11 protein-coding genes and 2 pseudogenes are annotated in these 13047 nt (G+C 59.4%); 8 read left to right on the forward strand and 5 right to left on the reverse strand.

The window, feature by feature from the left end; genetic code table 11:
• Positions 1–178: 178 nt before the first annotated feature.
• The 3 genes from AC3A5O_RS25265 to AC3A5O_RS25275 all read left to right on the forward strand — a co-directional run bounded on the left by AC3A5O_RS25265 (position 179) and on the right by AC3A5O_RS25275 (position 4118).
• Complete coding sequence (locus AC3A5O_RS25265) at positions 179–1501, forward strand: MFS transporter (protein ID WP_487753878.1); 1323 nt, start codon at positions 179–181, stop codon at positions 1499–1501.
• Between the two features lie 53 nt (positions 1502–1554).
• Positions 1555–3207 carry a N,N-dimethylformamidase beta subunit family domain-containing protein gene (locus AC3A5O_RS25270; RefSeq protein ID WP_305470540.1) on the forward strand — a complete coding sequence of 551 codons (1653 nt, stop codon included), beginning with the start codon at positions 1555–1557 and terminating at the stop codon, positions 3205–3207.
• 140 nt (positions 3208–3347) lie between these two features.
• Complete coding sequence (locus tag AC3A5O_RS25275; protein ID WP_305470541.1) at positions 3348–4118, forward strand: hypothetical protein; 771 nt, start codon at positions 3348–3350, stop codon at positions 4116–4118.
• A gap of 82 nt (positions 4119–4200) precedes the next feature.
• On the opposite strand, the pseudogene AC3A5O_RS25280 reads toward AC3A5O_RS25275, so the two are convergent.
• Both AC3A5O_RS25280 and AC3A5O_RS25285 read right to left on the reverse strand, forming a co-directional pair.
• A pseudogene (locus AC3A5O_RS25280) lies at positions 4201–4347 on the reverse strand (IS4 family transposase); the annotation flags it as partial.
• Positions 4348–4713: 366 nt separating this feature from the next.
• A complete protein-coding gene (locus AC3A5O_RS25285) occupies positions 4714–5763 on the reverse strand; it encodes a LacI family DNA-binding transcriptional regulator (protein WP_487753879.1) in 1050 nt (349 codons plus the stop codon).
• Between the two features lie 162 nt (positions 5764–5925).
• Here AC3A5O_RS25285 and AC3A5O_RS25290 point away from each other — a divergent pair, with 162 nt between their 5' ends.
• The 4 genes from AC3A5O_RS25290 to AC3A5O_RS25305 are packed head-to-tail and all read left to right on the forward strand — an operon-like array spanning position 5926 to position 9490.
• Complete coding sequence (locus AC3A5O_RS25290) at positions 5926–7014, forward strand: fatty acid desaturase family protein (protein ID WP_305492110.1); 1089 nt, start codon at positions 5926–5928, stop codon at positions 7012–7014.
• 36 nt (positions 7015–7050) lie between these two features.
• Complete coding sequence (locus AC3A5O_RS25295) at positions 7051–7371, forward strand: MocE family 2Fe-2S type ferredoxin (protein ID WP_076384093.1); 321 nt, start codon at positions 7051–7053, stop codon at positions 7369–7371.
• Positions 7372–7380: 9 nt separating this feature from the next.
• On the forward strand, positions 7381–8631 hold the full coding sequence (locus AC3A5O_RS25300; RefSeq protein ID WP_487753880.1) for an NAD(P)/FAD-dependent oxidoreductase: 1251 nt from the start codon (positions 7381–7383) through the stop codon (positions 8629–8631).
• Positions 8624–9490: a sugar phosphate isomerase/epimerase family protein gene (locus AC3A5O_RS25305; RefSeq protein WP_305492112.1), complete on the forward strand. Its 867-nt coding sequence runs from the start codon at positions 8624–8626 to the stop codon at positions 9488–9490. The genes AC3A5O_RS25300 and AC3A5O_RS25305 overlap by 8 nt, the downstream gene beginning before the upstream one ends.
• Here the strand turns inward: AC3A5O_RS25305 and AC3A5O_RS25310 are convergent.
• The 3 genes and pseudogenes from AC3A5O_RS25310 to AC3A5O_RS25320 form a co-directional block, all read right to left on the reverse strand.
• Positions 9473–11164 (reverse strand): thiamine pyrophosphate-binding protein, encoded by a 1692-nt coding sequence (locus AC3A5O_RS25310; RefSeq protein WP_487753881.1) that lies wholly within the window; start codon positions 11162–11164, stop codon positions 9473–9475. The genes AC3A5O_RS25305 and AC3A5O_RS25310 overlap by 18 nt on opposite strands.
• Positions 11165–11193: 29 nt before the next feature.
• Positions 11194–11946 (reverse strand): hypothetical protein, encoded by a 753-nt coding sequence (locus AC3A5O_RS25315; protein WP_460078948.1) that lies wholly within the window; start codon positions 11944–11946, stop codon positions 11194–11196.
• 218 nt (positions 11947–12164) lie between these two features.
• Positions 12165–12380, reverse strand: a pseudogene (locus tag AC3A5O_RS25320) (MFS transporter); the annotation flags it as partial.
• A 160-nt stretch (positions 12381–12540) separates the two neighbouring features.
• On the opposite strand from AC3A5O_RS25320, the gene AC3A5O_RS25325 reads away from it, so the two are divergent.
• Positions 12541–12915 carry a hypothetical protein gene (locus AC3A5O_RS25325; protein WP_305470548.1) on the forward strand — a complete coding sequence of 125 codons (375 nt, stop codon included), beginning with the start codon at positions 12541–12543 and terminating at the stop codon, positions 12913–12915.
• The last annotated feature ends 132 nt before the right edge of the window (positions 12916–13047 follow it).

Consider the following 13047-nt stretch of genomic DNA (forward strand, 5'->3'; position numbering starts at 1 on the left):
GGTGGCAGCGCAGGCGTATTCGTAGCGGCGGCCGTGCTGATGCTGCTGGCCGCGTTGCTGATTGCGTGGCGTGTCCGAGTCCCTTCTGCTGGTGGCGGTGCCCAGGTCAGGCCGGCACTGCACCTTTGATCCGGCTCTCCAAGCCACCCCGATACCGTCCGTAACCCGGAGATAAAACATGAACAATGCGACGTCCCACCAAGGACGCCTGAAATCCTTGCGCGCGGCAGGTATAGGCAATGCGCTCGAATGGTTCGACTGGACGCTGTACGCGACCTTTTCGGTGTACCTGGCAAGCAATCTGTTCGACAAAACCGATGCCCGCTCAGCGATGCTCGCGACCCTTGCGGTGTTTGCGGTGGGGTTTGTCGCTCGTCCCATCGGCGGGTGGTTGTTTGGCCGGCTGAGCGACCGATTGGGGCGCCGGACCATCATGGTGATCACGATGTTGTTACTGGCGATCAGCAGCCTTGGTATCGCGGTTATCCCTGACTACCAAAGCATTGGCCTGTATGCCTCGGTCGCGCTGCTGTTTTTCCGGCTCATGCAGGGGCTCGCCCATGGCGGCGAAACAGGGGTTTCCTACACCTATGTCGCCGAGATCGCCCCAAGCAAACACCGTGGCTTATGGTCCAGTTCAGTCTATGTCGGGGTGACACTGGGGGTGATGGCGGCGACGGCCATGGCGGCGTTGACCTGGCTGCTGGGCGCGCAGGCGATGGCTGACTATGGCTGGCGGATCGGCTTTGCCGTCGGTGGGCTACTGGGTATCTACGCGCTGTTTTTGCGTCGCGGTGCGCAAGAGTCCCATGTGTTCGTAGAGCAGCAGGGCCTGGCTCGGCCGCTGCGCAAGTTGTCCAGGGGGGAGATGCTGCGAGTCGCGCGCAACATCGTCATGCTCGCAGCGGCCGCTAACGTCACCTACTACGCTTGGGTCACGTTTGGCGCTTCGACGGCGATCGCCCACGGCATGGACGCTACGGGTGCCTACATGGCCAGCCTTCTGGCGCAGATCCTCTGTGTGTGCTGGCTGCCAATCTGCGGAATGCTGTCCGATCGTTTCGGTCGCAAACCCATGGTCATTGCCTGGGGCCTGGGCGTGATCCTACTGACTTATCCCATCTCGATAATGGTGACCACTGAACCCTACACGCTGTTCCTGGCCCAGGTCGTGGGCCTTGGGGCCTGGTCGTTGATCGCGGCGATTTTCCCCGCCGTGCTGTCGGAGCAGGTGCCGACCCAGGCACGGGCGCAGGGCGTTGGGTTGGTGTCGTCGGTTTCGGTGGCGATCTTTGGCGGCACCGCCCCCTATTTACACAGCTACCTCAGCGGCGCCGACCTTGGCTATCTGTATATCTGCTACGTCATGGGGTTGGGCCTGGTCACCGTCCTGGCAGGTTTTCTTATCGACGAAACGGCGGGCATCGATCTTGCGCACATCGAGGCGCCCGGCGCTCGAGTGACTGCTGGCTCACGGCCGTCGATGGCCTCTCAGGACTAAATCAATTGGCTTGTCGATCCGCAGGATCAGCGAACCCCAAGGAGTGCGATTCAATGAACTCAACAGACCTCAAAAACGCTGCTGCACGAGGTGAACGACCGGGCGCGAGCGTGACCGTCAGCCAGACGTCGGGGCCACGTCAGGCCGCGCGAGAAACCTGGGTCGAAGTCCCTTCCGAGTCGGGCCCGGCGGCCGCTTGGTGCTACTCGGATCGCCGCTCCTATAACCCGGGTGGTTCGGTGTGCCTGTATCTGTCTTCGAACTGCCCGCAAGTGAGACTCAGGATCTATCGTGATGGAGCCATCGCTCGCACGCTGCATGAAACCGACAGCCTTGAAGCTCTATTCCACCCGTTGCCCGAGCGTGCCTATGAGCATGGGTGCCAATGGCCGGTATTCATGCGGTGGTCAATCCCAACTGATGCCGAGCCGGGTGGCTACGTAGTGGAAGTACGGGATAGCGCTGATAGTGTCCTCGGGCATCACCTGTTCATCGTCAAGACGGCGCACAAGCGCGCCGATGCCTTGGTGCTCGTCGCGGCCACATCGACCTGGGCCGCTTATAACGACTGGGGCGGCGCTAACCATTACTTCGGTCTCCACCCCGGCACGCCCCGTGGCCGCGCGCCGTTGCTGTCGGCACAGCGCCCCTGGGCGCGAGGGCAGGTCTGGCTGCCGGAGGATGCCCCGCGTTCCGTCAACGCGACCCGGCAGCGCCAACCCGGGCCGGCGCGCTACGAGTTCATCGAATGGGCATCCCTTAACGGCTACGCCAAGTACTACGCGCTGGCGGGGTGGGCCTCCTACGAAAGACCTTTTGTTGTCTGGGCCGAACAGCAAGGTTACACGGTCGATATCCTGACCCAGGACGATTTGCATCACGACCCGCACGCTCTTGAGGGCTACACCTGCGCCGTTTTCGCGGGGCACGACGAATACTGGACGTGGGAAATGCGCGACCATGTCGACGCCTTTGTCGAGGGAGGTGGCAAGGTCGCGCGTTTTGCTGGCAATTTCATGTGGCAGATCCGCTTGGAGGATGAGGGCCAGCGGCAGGTGGCCTACAAGTACGATGCCGGCGCGCTTGATCCTGTGGCGGCGACTGACCCACCTCGGCTCACTGGCGCCTGGGAAGATCCGAGGGTGAATCACCCCGGGGCGAGAACGTTTGGGGTCAATGCATTGCGGGGGATATATGTAGGCTTTGGAGCAATGGCACCGCGCAACCCGCGTGGGTATACGGTCTTCAGGCCCCAGCACTGGGCGTTTATGGGGACGGGCCTGGGTTACGCGGACATGTTCGGAGACGAAGCCAACATCTTTGGTTATGAGGTGGATGGCCTGGAATACACGTTTGTCGACGGCCTCCCTGAACCGCTCGGCACAGACGGTGCACCCCGCGGATTGCAAATCCTCGCCATGGGCTGGGCGACCAATGCCGAGCACGGCCGATCCGAGGATGCCTATTCATTCATGCTCGGCGATGGTGATGCTCGGTTTCGTGCTTCCATCCTGGCGCCCGGCCTTAGCGAGGCCAGCATCGATCTGCACAGCCGCGGGGCCGGCATGGTGGTGCACTTTCATAAAGGTCGAGGTGAGGTCTTTACCGCTGCCACGTGCGAATGGGTGCATGGGCTTATGCAGGCAGACATTTACACCGTGATGATCACAAAAAACGTGCTCGATCGTTTTTTGCGCAAGACGTAGAAGGTTCGCCGATGTCCATGACAGATGGTTGATGCTTTGGAATAGCGTCACATGAAGCATTACAGTCTTTTTGAGTGCTGCCGATAATAAATTTACTAGCCACGTTTTCAGGGATGGCTGATAACAGGGAGGACATTATCTTGGTCGGTTCAATTAATTCAAATGCGTTTTCTGGTTCGCAGGTTTCCAATGTGGCGGCGAACCAAAATGAATCGCTGACGAAAAGTCAGGTGACAACTGAAAACTCTGCGAGTGGCAGTCAGAAAGATACCAGTAGCCTTTCTTCACTCTCTGTGCAGTTGAGTGAGAGTGCCGCGCGTGCGGCGGCTAGAGATTCGAGTTTGAGCAGGAAAGAGCTTGGCGCGAAAGCGAATGAGCTTTTGAGCAAGATTTCCGGTGATGGCTATTTTATCAACAAAAAAGCCAATGATGCTGAAGTGCCTGACACTCAGGACCCTGTGTTATTGGCTCGTGCGGCCAATGCAACGCAGTTCGTCAATGGCAGTGGTAAAAATCCATTTGCGGGTATGTCGAGCGATCAGCTCTCATTGATTATCTATGATGACAGTGGAAGTTTTACGACTAATGAACGCCGCGCGGCGTGGAGAGAGTCATTCGATCAGGAATCTGCTTGGCGGCAGAAGGTTGTTGCCAATGCTATGGCGGAATATAACGGAACCGGGAAACTGACGGAATTCTTTACTGCAGCCCTTGAACATTACAAGGGTTTGCCCGTTATTGTGCAGGCACAATATCCTAATAGTTACGAGGCGAAGCTGCAGGGTTGGATAGCACTCGATTTCAACTACAAGACCCATACCGTCGAGGGTAAGGGCAGTCCTCAGGAGGTGATGGACAAGGTCTTGAATCTCGACAAGCAACTGTTTGATGACGCTGGGGCAGATGATTGAGCCTGTCCAAACAAAAAGCCCCGCATTGGCGTAATGCTGGTCACTTAAGCGGAGCAGCCTTATGATCCGCCGGAAACCGGGTCTATGAACTCTTCACCGTCCTTGGCCCCTACGGCCTTGGACGGTGACCCGGAAATATCCCTCCAATCCTCGCTCTTAACTCTGCCTAGCGTCTGCCCGTCGTTGATGTCGGGTTCGCCGCTGCCATGACGATTAACTGAGCGGCAATGTGCCTTGATACCCTCAAAAAACAAGTCCAGAATCAAGTCTTTTCCTGCTCTGGCAAGAAAAGAAACCCCTTAGATTTCAATGAGTCGGACACCAGATGCGAGTCTCGTTTCCGCTCCAAGATTCAGAAAAAAGCCACTCAGATGAGTGGCTTTTTTTGTGCCTGTTTCACTGGCCAGGCTGTGACATAGATCCGACAGGCATCAGCAGAAAGGTCGCGCGAATTACCCTGGGAGGTCTGCCCGTCTGCCACTGTGTTGCCGAGCGTCGAGGGGGGCGGGATTGAATGTGCAGAAGTCAGCTGAAGCCGTAGTAAGTGGCGGTTAACCGCGCCATCAAGGGCCGAACAAGTTGTGCCGACAGCTCATCAGCTTAGGGAATTCTCCGATGTCACGATCTGCAGCGGAATATGCACCCGGTGACGCACAGGATCGAACTGCTCCACAGTCTGCAATTCCACCAGTAGATTCACTAGCGCCGTTGCAGTCTGGCGCGGCTGAGAGTCGATCACCACGTCGACCAAACCCTGGGCCAGGGCTTGGCGTGACAGCTCAGTGGACTCCTGCAAAATGCAGCACAGCGTCGGGCGCTTGGGCAGTTGCGCCAACGCGTTGATAATCCCGTCGCCACCGCCACCTACCACGCATAGCCCGCGCAAATCGTCATGCCGAACCAGGAGGTCGAGGGTTGCTTCTTCGGTGATGTCGCAGTTGTCCAGATTGATCAGCGGCTCCAGCGGGCGCAGCCCAGGTGCGTGTTCGGCCAAGTAGCTGTGCAAACCTTCGACCCGCTCCTGGTGGCCAAGAAAGCGATGGCCACCGAGCAGAACGCCGATGCTGCCTTTGCGCGCGCCACAGGTGCGGGCCAGCAGCCACCCCATCGTGCGCCCGACTACCTGATTGTCCTGGCCTACATAGGGTTCGGCCGCCGCCTCATGAATGCCCGACAGCAATGCCACCACGGGCACGCCGGCTTCGCGAATCTGGGCAAGGGCGGCGTTGATCTGCGGGTGGGCGAAGCTGACCACCGCCAGGCCGTCGCATTGCACCGCCAACTGTTCGATCTGGGCAATGATGGCGCTGGGGGTGCGATCAAAAACGTATTCGAATTGGCAGGTCAGGTTGGCCCCGACCTGGCGCTGCGCGGCCTCGGCGATGGCTTGGGCCAGGTTGGCGTAGAACGCCTGGGCTGTGCCCAGCAGCAGGATGCCGAAGCGGTACGTGGGGCGACGTTCGAGAATGCGCTGGCCGATCAGCCGCGCGGCAAAATAACCCACGGCTTCGGCGGCCTGAAGCACCTGTTCGGCAGTGGCTGGATTAACCGGGGCGCGAGCGTTGAGCACGCGGTCGACGGTGGCGACACTTAAGCCTGCGTGTTCGGCGACCGTGGCGATGGTGGGGCGTTTATTGTTATTCATGATGAGCCTTCAACGCGTCTTGATAGAAAACTATCAAGCCCTGTAGGAGCTGGATGATAGCTTGATAGGGAATGTATTCAAGACCTTGAGGGGACCTTCCACGCTCTCTATATTTTTTTACGCAAAGCACCTGACATCTCACGCTTGCGGAGAACAATAACAATGCCTCAAGACAACACAGCCTCTCCCCGGGACTATCGCCTGACCGGCCCTGAAGCCGCCCGCGCGGCCGAAAAAGGTCTTGTATCGGCCAGTTGGTACCAGTCGCCCATTTCCCGTCAACGCATGAAGCAACTGATGCAGCGCCGCGACGGCCCGGCCTTGCTCGACACCGCCATCTGGCTGCTGACCCTGGTGGCCACCGGCTTCGGCGGCTACTGGTTCTGGGGCACTTGGGCTTGTGTGCCGTTTTTCCTGGCGTATGGGGTTTTGTACGCCACCGCCTCCAACCCGCGCTGGCATGAAGCCGGTCACGGCACCGCCTTCAAGACCCGCTGGATGAATGATGCGCTCTACCAGGTGGCGAGCTTCATGTGCATGTTCGAGCCCCATGTGTGGCGCTGGAGCCATGCCCGGCACCATACCGACACCATCGTCGTCGGCCGCGATCCGGAAATCGTCGAACCGCGTCCACCGAGCTTGTTCATGATGCTGCTGAGCCTGTTCCAGATCCCGTTGCTGCTGAAGACGATGGGAGGCGTGTGCCGGCACGCGGTTGGCAAAATGGATGCCCAGGAACAGACGTTCATCCCTGAGTCCGAATGGTCCAAGGTGTTCCTGGCGGCCCGTATCTGGCTCGTGATTTACGCCGTTGTCTTTGGTGCGGCGCTTTACCTGCACAGCTGGTTGCCGCTGATGTATATCGGCCTGCCCATCCTGTATGGCGGCTGGTTGTCCTACCTGTTTGGCCTCACCCAACATGTGGGCCTGGCGGAAGACGTGCTGGACCACCGCAGCAACTGCCGCACCATCTATATGAACCGGGTACTGCGCTTTCTGTACATGAACATGAATTATCACCTTGAGCACCACATGTACCCGATGGTGCCGTACCACGCCCTGGCGCAACTCCATGAAGAGATCCGCCACGATTGCCCGCCGCCTTACGCCAACATAGGCGAGGCCTTCAAGGAAATCATTCCGACCCTCTTGAAGCAGCGTAAGGACCCGACGTATTTCGTGCGACGCCCCGTCGGTAGCTCAAGGCCTGCCACCGACGCTCATCCACAGGCTGAAGCCACGCTGGGCTGACACCTTCCGACTGTATCCCGAACAAGAGAAAACGCCATGAACGATCAATGGATCGATGTATGCGCCGTGGGCGAAATCAATGAAGAGGACGTCATTCGCTTCGACCACGGTCCGCATACCTATGCCATCTACCGATCTGCTGACAACGAGTTTTTTGCCACTGCTGGCCTGTGTACTCACGAGTCGATCCACCTGGCTGACGGCCTGGTGATGGACCACGTCATCGAGTGCCCCAAGCACAACGGGCGCTTTGACTATCGCAACGGCAAAGCCCTGGGGGCGCCAGTGTGCGTCAATCTCAAGACCTATCCGGTACGGGTCGACGGAGGGCGGGTTCTGCTCGCCATTTCGGCCTGACCGCCAGGAGTGCACGCCATGAATGCTCCATTGATTATCGTCGGCGCCGGCCATGCCGGTGGCCGCGCGGCGCTGACCTTGCGCGAGCAGGGTTATACCGGTCGGCTGATCCTGATCGGCGATGAACGCCATCGGCCGTACGAGCGTCCTCCGCTGTCCAAGGGCTTGCTGCAGGGCACGATGGACCTGGACGATTGCAGCCTGTGGGGGGAGAGCCGGCTCACGGAACTGAATATCGACCACTTGGCGGGCAACCCGGTAAAAAGTCTGGAACCGCAGCACCACCGCTTGCAATTGAGCGACGGACGTTGGCTGTCCTACAGCCGATTACTGCTGGCGACCGGAGGGAGAGCGCGTCGCTTGTCCCAGATACCTGAATCTCTGGCCAACGTGCTCTACCTGCGCACCCATGACGAAGCCCTGGCCCTGCGCAGCGCATTGAGGCCCGGCACGCGCCTGGTGATCATCGGCGGTGGCTTTATCGGCCTCGAAGTCGCGGCAACGGCCCGGACCTTAGGCTGTCAGGTGACGTTGCTGGAAGCCGGGCCACGACTGGCCGGGCGAGTATTGCCTGAAGCTGTGTCCCAGGCCTTGTTGGAATTGCATCGGCAACAGGGCGTGGACGTGCGGCTGAACGTAGCGCTTGAAAGGGTACAAGGCAATGAACGCGCTGAGGCGGTGCAACTGGTGGACGGCCAGGTGCTGCCCTGTGACTGGGTGGTGGTCGGTATCGGCATGCAACCCAACATCGAACTGGCCGCGGCGGCGGGGCTTGAGGTGGGTCAGGGAATTCGAGTCGATGCCCAGTTGCGCACCAGCGCGCCAGACATCTTTGCCGCTGGCGATGTGTGTGAGTTTCGCCTGCACGCCGACGCGTTATTCCAGCGCCAGGAAACCTGGCGCAATGCCGAGACCCAGGGCCGTCACGCGGCATTGAATCTATTGGGCGGCGAGTTGCCGTTCGAGGGGGTTCCCGGCTTCTGGTCTGATCAGTACGACTGGGGCTTGCAGACGGTGGGCGTGATCTCACCGACGCCACCTTCGGCCGTGCGCATCCTGGCAAACGGTGGTCTGCTGCTGTTCTACCTGGACACCGAGCAACGTTTGCAAGGCGCCTGCGGTTGGGGGCAGGGCAACAGCGTTGCCAAGGACATCAAGTTGTGTGAACGGCTGATTGCCAACTTGACCCCACTCTCTGTGGACGCATTGGCCGACGCCGATGTGTCGCTCAAACATCTGCTAAGGCCCAGACATGCGTGAATTCCTGGTATTTCAGTCCCTGTGGGCCATGCAAGATCACCGTGGTCAATGCGATCTTTCCCTTGAGGCGCAGGTGGAGAAGATTGCCGCTGCTGGCTTCGATGGGATCACCGACCATTTCTGGATCGCGCCACAGGCCGAACGTCTGCATGCCGCTGCCAAGGCGCAAGGCCTGCAAATCGAAGGTCAACTGTTTCCCCGCACCGTGAGTGACTTGGCGCAAGCGCTTGAGGTTGCCTCCCGCTACGGCTGCCACCACCTCACGCTGCAAGCCGACGTCCGGCCGCGCACGCTGGCACAGGCGATCACCCTGATCGAAGGCTGGCAGCGTCTGGCCGAGCAGGTGGACTTTCCGATCCTGCTGGAAACCCACCGCTATCGTCTCACCAGTGACCTGTTGTTCACTCTCGACTTGCTCGCGCAGATGCCCGACCTCAAATTGTTGGCTGACTTGTCCCATTACGTCGTGGGCCGCGAACTGCCTGAGTCGGCCACTGCCGAAGACGACGAACAGATTCACACCATCTTGCGACACAGTTGGGGTTTTCACGGGCGGGTCGCTAATAGTGAGCAGGTCCAGGTGCCCTTGACCTTCGCCCAGCATCGCCCTTGGTTGGACCGGTTTCTGGGCTGGTGGCGTTACGGAATCAAGGATTGGCTGGCGCGACCGAACACACCCGCGAGCCTGTCCTTCACCTGCGAGCTTGGCCCGCCACCCTATGCGATCACGGGGAGTGATGGGCGCGATATAACGGATCGCTGGGGCGAAGCGCTGATGCTGAAGGAACTGATGCGTGGTGTTTGGGGTGAGTGTCAGCAGGGACAAGGTGTGCCCATTCCTTCAGGGCATGATCGGTAGTTCAATGAGATTCGGGCAGCCTGAGCGAATACCTTCTTCGACAGCTCCTGCAATATCGCCGGCGCGCTCGATCCTGCGGGAAGGGATCCCCATGGAAGAGGCGAGGGCCAGGAAATCGATCGCCGGGTCGCAGAGGTCCATGCCGATGAACCGGTGAGTGCTTGCACTCAGATAGTGCGCCTGGCTACGAGCGTAGTTCTTCAAAATGTTGTATTCGCCGTTGTTCATGACAACGAACGTGACCGGCAGCCGTTCATGCGCCGCCGTCCAGAGTGCTTGCGGTGAGTACATTGCCGAGCCATCACCGACCAGACAGACTACCGGGCTGCGGTCCAGGCCAAGCGACGTACCGACAGCCGCCGGCATGCCCCAGCCCAGGATGGCGCTGCGGGTAAAAAGATACTGGCGGGCCGAATGGGAGTCCAGGCAGGCACGGACATGAGGAATCGTGGCGGGTGCTTCGTCGACGATCCAGACGTCCGGCCCGATTGCCCGGATAGCCTCGTGGGCAGCCACGAAAGGCGTTGTCACCGGCGTGTTGAATTCGCGACTGACGCGAGCGACGACGTCGGCACGACGTGTATCGCGTTCTTGGCCTGCGACGTTTCGCAGCGTTGCGATTGCCTCGCTGTGAGGGACCAATTGCTTGTCCAGTATTGGCAACAGCGTTTGCAAGGAGAGTCTTAAATCCCCGATCAGCCCTAGCGCTGTCTCGTGGACTCTGCCTAATTGGTGTCCATCGCCGGTCAATTGGATAAGGCGACAGTGAGATGGAACAGCGGGGCCCTGGGAATATTGATAGCTGATCAACGAATGGCCGCCGAGCAGGAAGACTGCGTCGAAGTCAGAGAACGTCTCCCTGATATCGGAAGCCTTCGCAGGCAGCGTTCCCCGCCACTGCGGATGAGCCGTCGGAAACGGAATATGCCCGGGCCAGGATGGCCCGTAGACCGGCGCGCCGAGTGCTTCGGCGAGCTTCACGGCTTCAACTTCCGCGCTCGACTGGAACACTTCCTCTCCAACGATAATCGCCAGACAACCGGGGGTAATTGCCGCTAAGGCAGCGGCCAATTCCTCAATCGCCCCGGTCACGGCACCGCGCTCGATTCGCGATGGCGGGCCGGCCGTTACATCCGTGTGTTGCTCCATCACGTTTATCGGCAGGGAAAGGAAAACCGGGCCGGCCGGCCCCGTGCGACAGTCCTGAAACGCACGACGCAGCAGCATCGGGATGTGTTCGGGATGATGAATTTCTTCCGCCCATTTGACGCTCGGTCGGGCGAGAGCGACGAGGTCTCCGTGGAGCAGCGGGTCGGTCACGCCATGTCGCGTGTCTTGTTGGCCCGCCGTGACGACAAGCGGCGTATTCGCCATCTTCGCGTTGAGAATTGCGCCCATTGCATTGCCGAGTCCACCGGCCGTGTGGAGGTTGACGAAGCCGGGGCGACCGGATGCCTGCGCATAACCGTCGGCCATCGCTACGACTGAGGCCTCTTGGAGGCCGAGGATGTATTGGGTGTCTGAGGCGCCTGAGAGGGCGTCGAGCAAAGGCAGTTCGGTTGTTCCCGGATTGCCGAAGACGTAACGTACACCCTCGCTGCGAAGCACTTCGACGAACAGGTCCGCGCCGCGTTGCCCGCGGCTGTTGAAAAAAACACTGGATCCTGAAGGCATGGCGCAGAACCTCATCTGATCTGGAAGCTTTAATTTAGCTGGTTTGCTGTGGCGACGGTTAGCTGGCTCCGGACCGAACCGTTACCCGTGGCCTTCAAAATCGCATTGCACAAGGCCCGGGCGACAGGTGCGTAACTGGTCTGGCTGGGCTGGCCGGCTTCGGGAGCCCCGGTGGGATTGATCAGGTGCACCGCGATCTGTCCTGGCAGCCATGAGACGAGTGGCCAACGGGTGCGATAGGCAGGTTTAGGCCGGGTATCTCCGAGGGTCGGCTCAAAATCGCAGGATGTCACGAACGCTATCCCTATCAGGCAAGCGCCTTCGAGCTGCGAGCGCACGCGACCAGGATTTTTCAAGAAACCCAAGTCCGCGACAACGACCGCGTCATGAATGATCAAGCGGCCTTCGTCGCTCACTTCGATATCGAGAACGACCGCCATGCAGGTCTGCGCGTCATAGTGAGCAGCGATGCCTTGCGCCCGACCATGTCTTGGGGGCTTGCCCCAATGAGCTTTCTTTGCCGCTTCGGTGATGACGCTCCGCATTCGATGGCCGTCGACACTTGATGAGTGCCGAGTGCCATCGTTCACCGTCGATGCCGGATCAATCAGCGAAAGCAGATAGTCCCTGTGATCCAGCTTGCAGGTTCGCACCTGCGCGGCCATGAATCGCTGTTCGGCGAACAGGCGGAGCAACAGGCCTTTTCTGTCCAGATTGCTGTCGAGCGTCGATTGCCAAGTAAATGGATCAAGAGCACTGACGTGCGCATCAGGATGGCTCATTGCGTTTCTCCTTCCGGCTGATGGCAATAGGTTCAGCTAAAGCGATGTGTCCTTGGTGCCTGTAACGCTGGCACCGTAGGGCAGTCATTGGGGGTACTTTAGGGGCAAGGATCTGACGTCAGAGTGACCGGAGGCTGACAGGAACATGTCAAGGATCCTTATTGGTCGTGGCCTTCCTTGTTCGTGGCGTATTGTGGTTTCAGAATGACAGACAGGAATCAGTGACCGACAACCGCCGAGCCTGCGTACCTGTCACCTTGGGTGAATCCATGGGCGCGAGCGCGGAGGGCGATAGCAAAACCGGCCAGCAGCAGTACCAGTAGCACCCAAGGGAACGAGCCCACGCCCCATTGGCCGAGCATTACGTCATCCAACACTTCGCCGGCAGCCATCGCGCTGTTCCAGACCACGACATTCATCGATAGGGCGACATCCTAAAACTGCCGAGGCCCGTCGAGAATTCAATGCGAAGCCTTTTCCTTGGGCCGTAGACGCGGAACATTATGTTCCAGTACTAGGATTTCTCTTCACTTGGTGTCCGATGTGCGAACCGGGTGAGGACTAATGCAGTGCAGCTTAGAAGGGAGACCGTTATTGAAAAGTATGTGGCTGGCGACGATCGTTGCTTGCGTCATCAGCGTGAGCTTCTGGCTGGCGGCGTCATGGTCTGCGGGAGTGAATGAGCCTTGGGACGCGCAATGTTTTTGGACTGTTCTATATCCTGCGTCCCTGGTGCTGACATTGACCCTGGGTCTGCTGTTTCAAGCACGCAGATGGTTGGCAGGCCCCATCGTAATGTTCGGGCAGATTCCCTGTGTGGTGATGACATCTGAAGCGGGGCCGCTACTGGCAGTCGGCATTTTGTATTCCCTTTTGCTTTCGATCCCGGCAGTGATGATGTCGTGGGGCACGCGTGCGATCTATCGGCGGCTCGCCGCTACGAAGGCCGGCGGGGTTGCGGGTGATTGATCCTGGTAAATCGGTAGCCCCTTGCCGATCAAGTTGAAGTTGATGCGGTGATTGATGGCCAACCTGGAAGTCGTTGCTCCAGGTTGCAGGTATCCCTGGACGACTTGGGCTTTGAACTGGCGCATATCAAAT

It is taken from the genome of Pseudomonas sp. Soil_N_39, assembly GCF_057655955.1.

Bases quoted from the DNA above. Each gene is read 5' to 3' on its own strand.
- AC3A5O_RS25265 (WP_487753878.1), top strand. From the start codon at position 179: ATGAACAATGCGACGTCCCACCAAGGACGCCTGAAATCCTTGCGCGCG.
- AC3A5O_RS25270 (WP_305470540.1), top strand. From the start codon at position 1,555: ATGAACTCAACAGACCTCAAAAACGCTGCTGCACGAGGTGAACGACCG.
- AC3A5O_RS25285 (WP_487753879.1), bottom strand. From the start codon at position 5,763: ATGAATAACAATAAACGCCCCACCATCGCCACGGTCGCCGAACACGCA.
- AC3A5O_RS25290 (WP_305492110.1), top strand. From the start codon at position 5,926: ATGCCTCAAGACAACACAGCCTCTCCCCGGGACTATCGCCTGACCGGC.
- AC3A5O_RS25295 (WP_076384093.1), top strand. From the start codon at position 7,051: ATGAACGATCAATGGATCGATGTATGCGCCGTGGGCGAAATCAATGAA.
- AC3A5O_RS25305 (WP_305492112.1), top strand. From the start codon at position 8,624: ATGCGTGAATTCCTGGTATTTCAGTCCCTGTGGGCCATGCAAGATCAC.
- AC3A5O_RS25310 (WP_487753881.1), bottom strand. From the start codon at position 11,164: ATGCCTTCAGGATCCAGTGTTTTTTTCAACAGCCGCGGGCAACGCGGC.
- AC3A5O_RS25315 (WP_460078948.1), bottom strand. From the start codon at position 11,946: ATGAGCCATCCTGATGCGCACGTCAGTGCTCTTGATCCATTTACTTGG.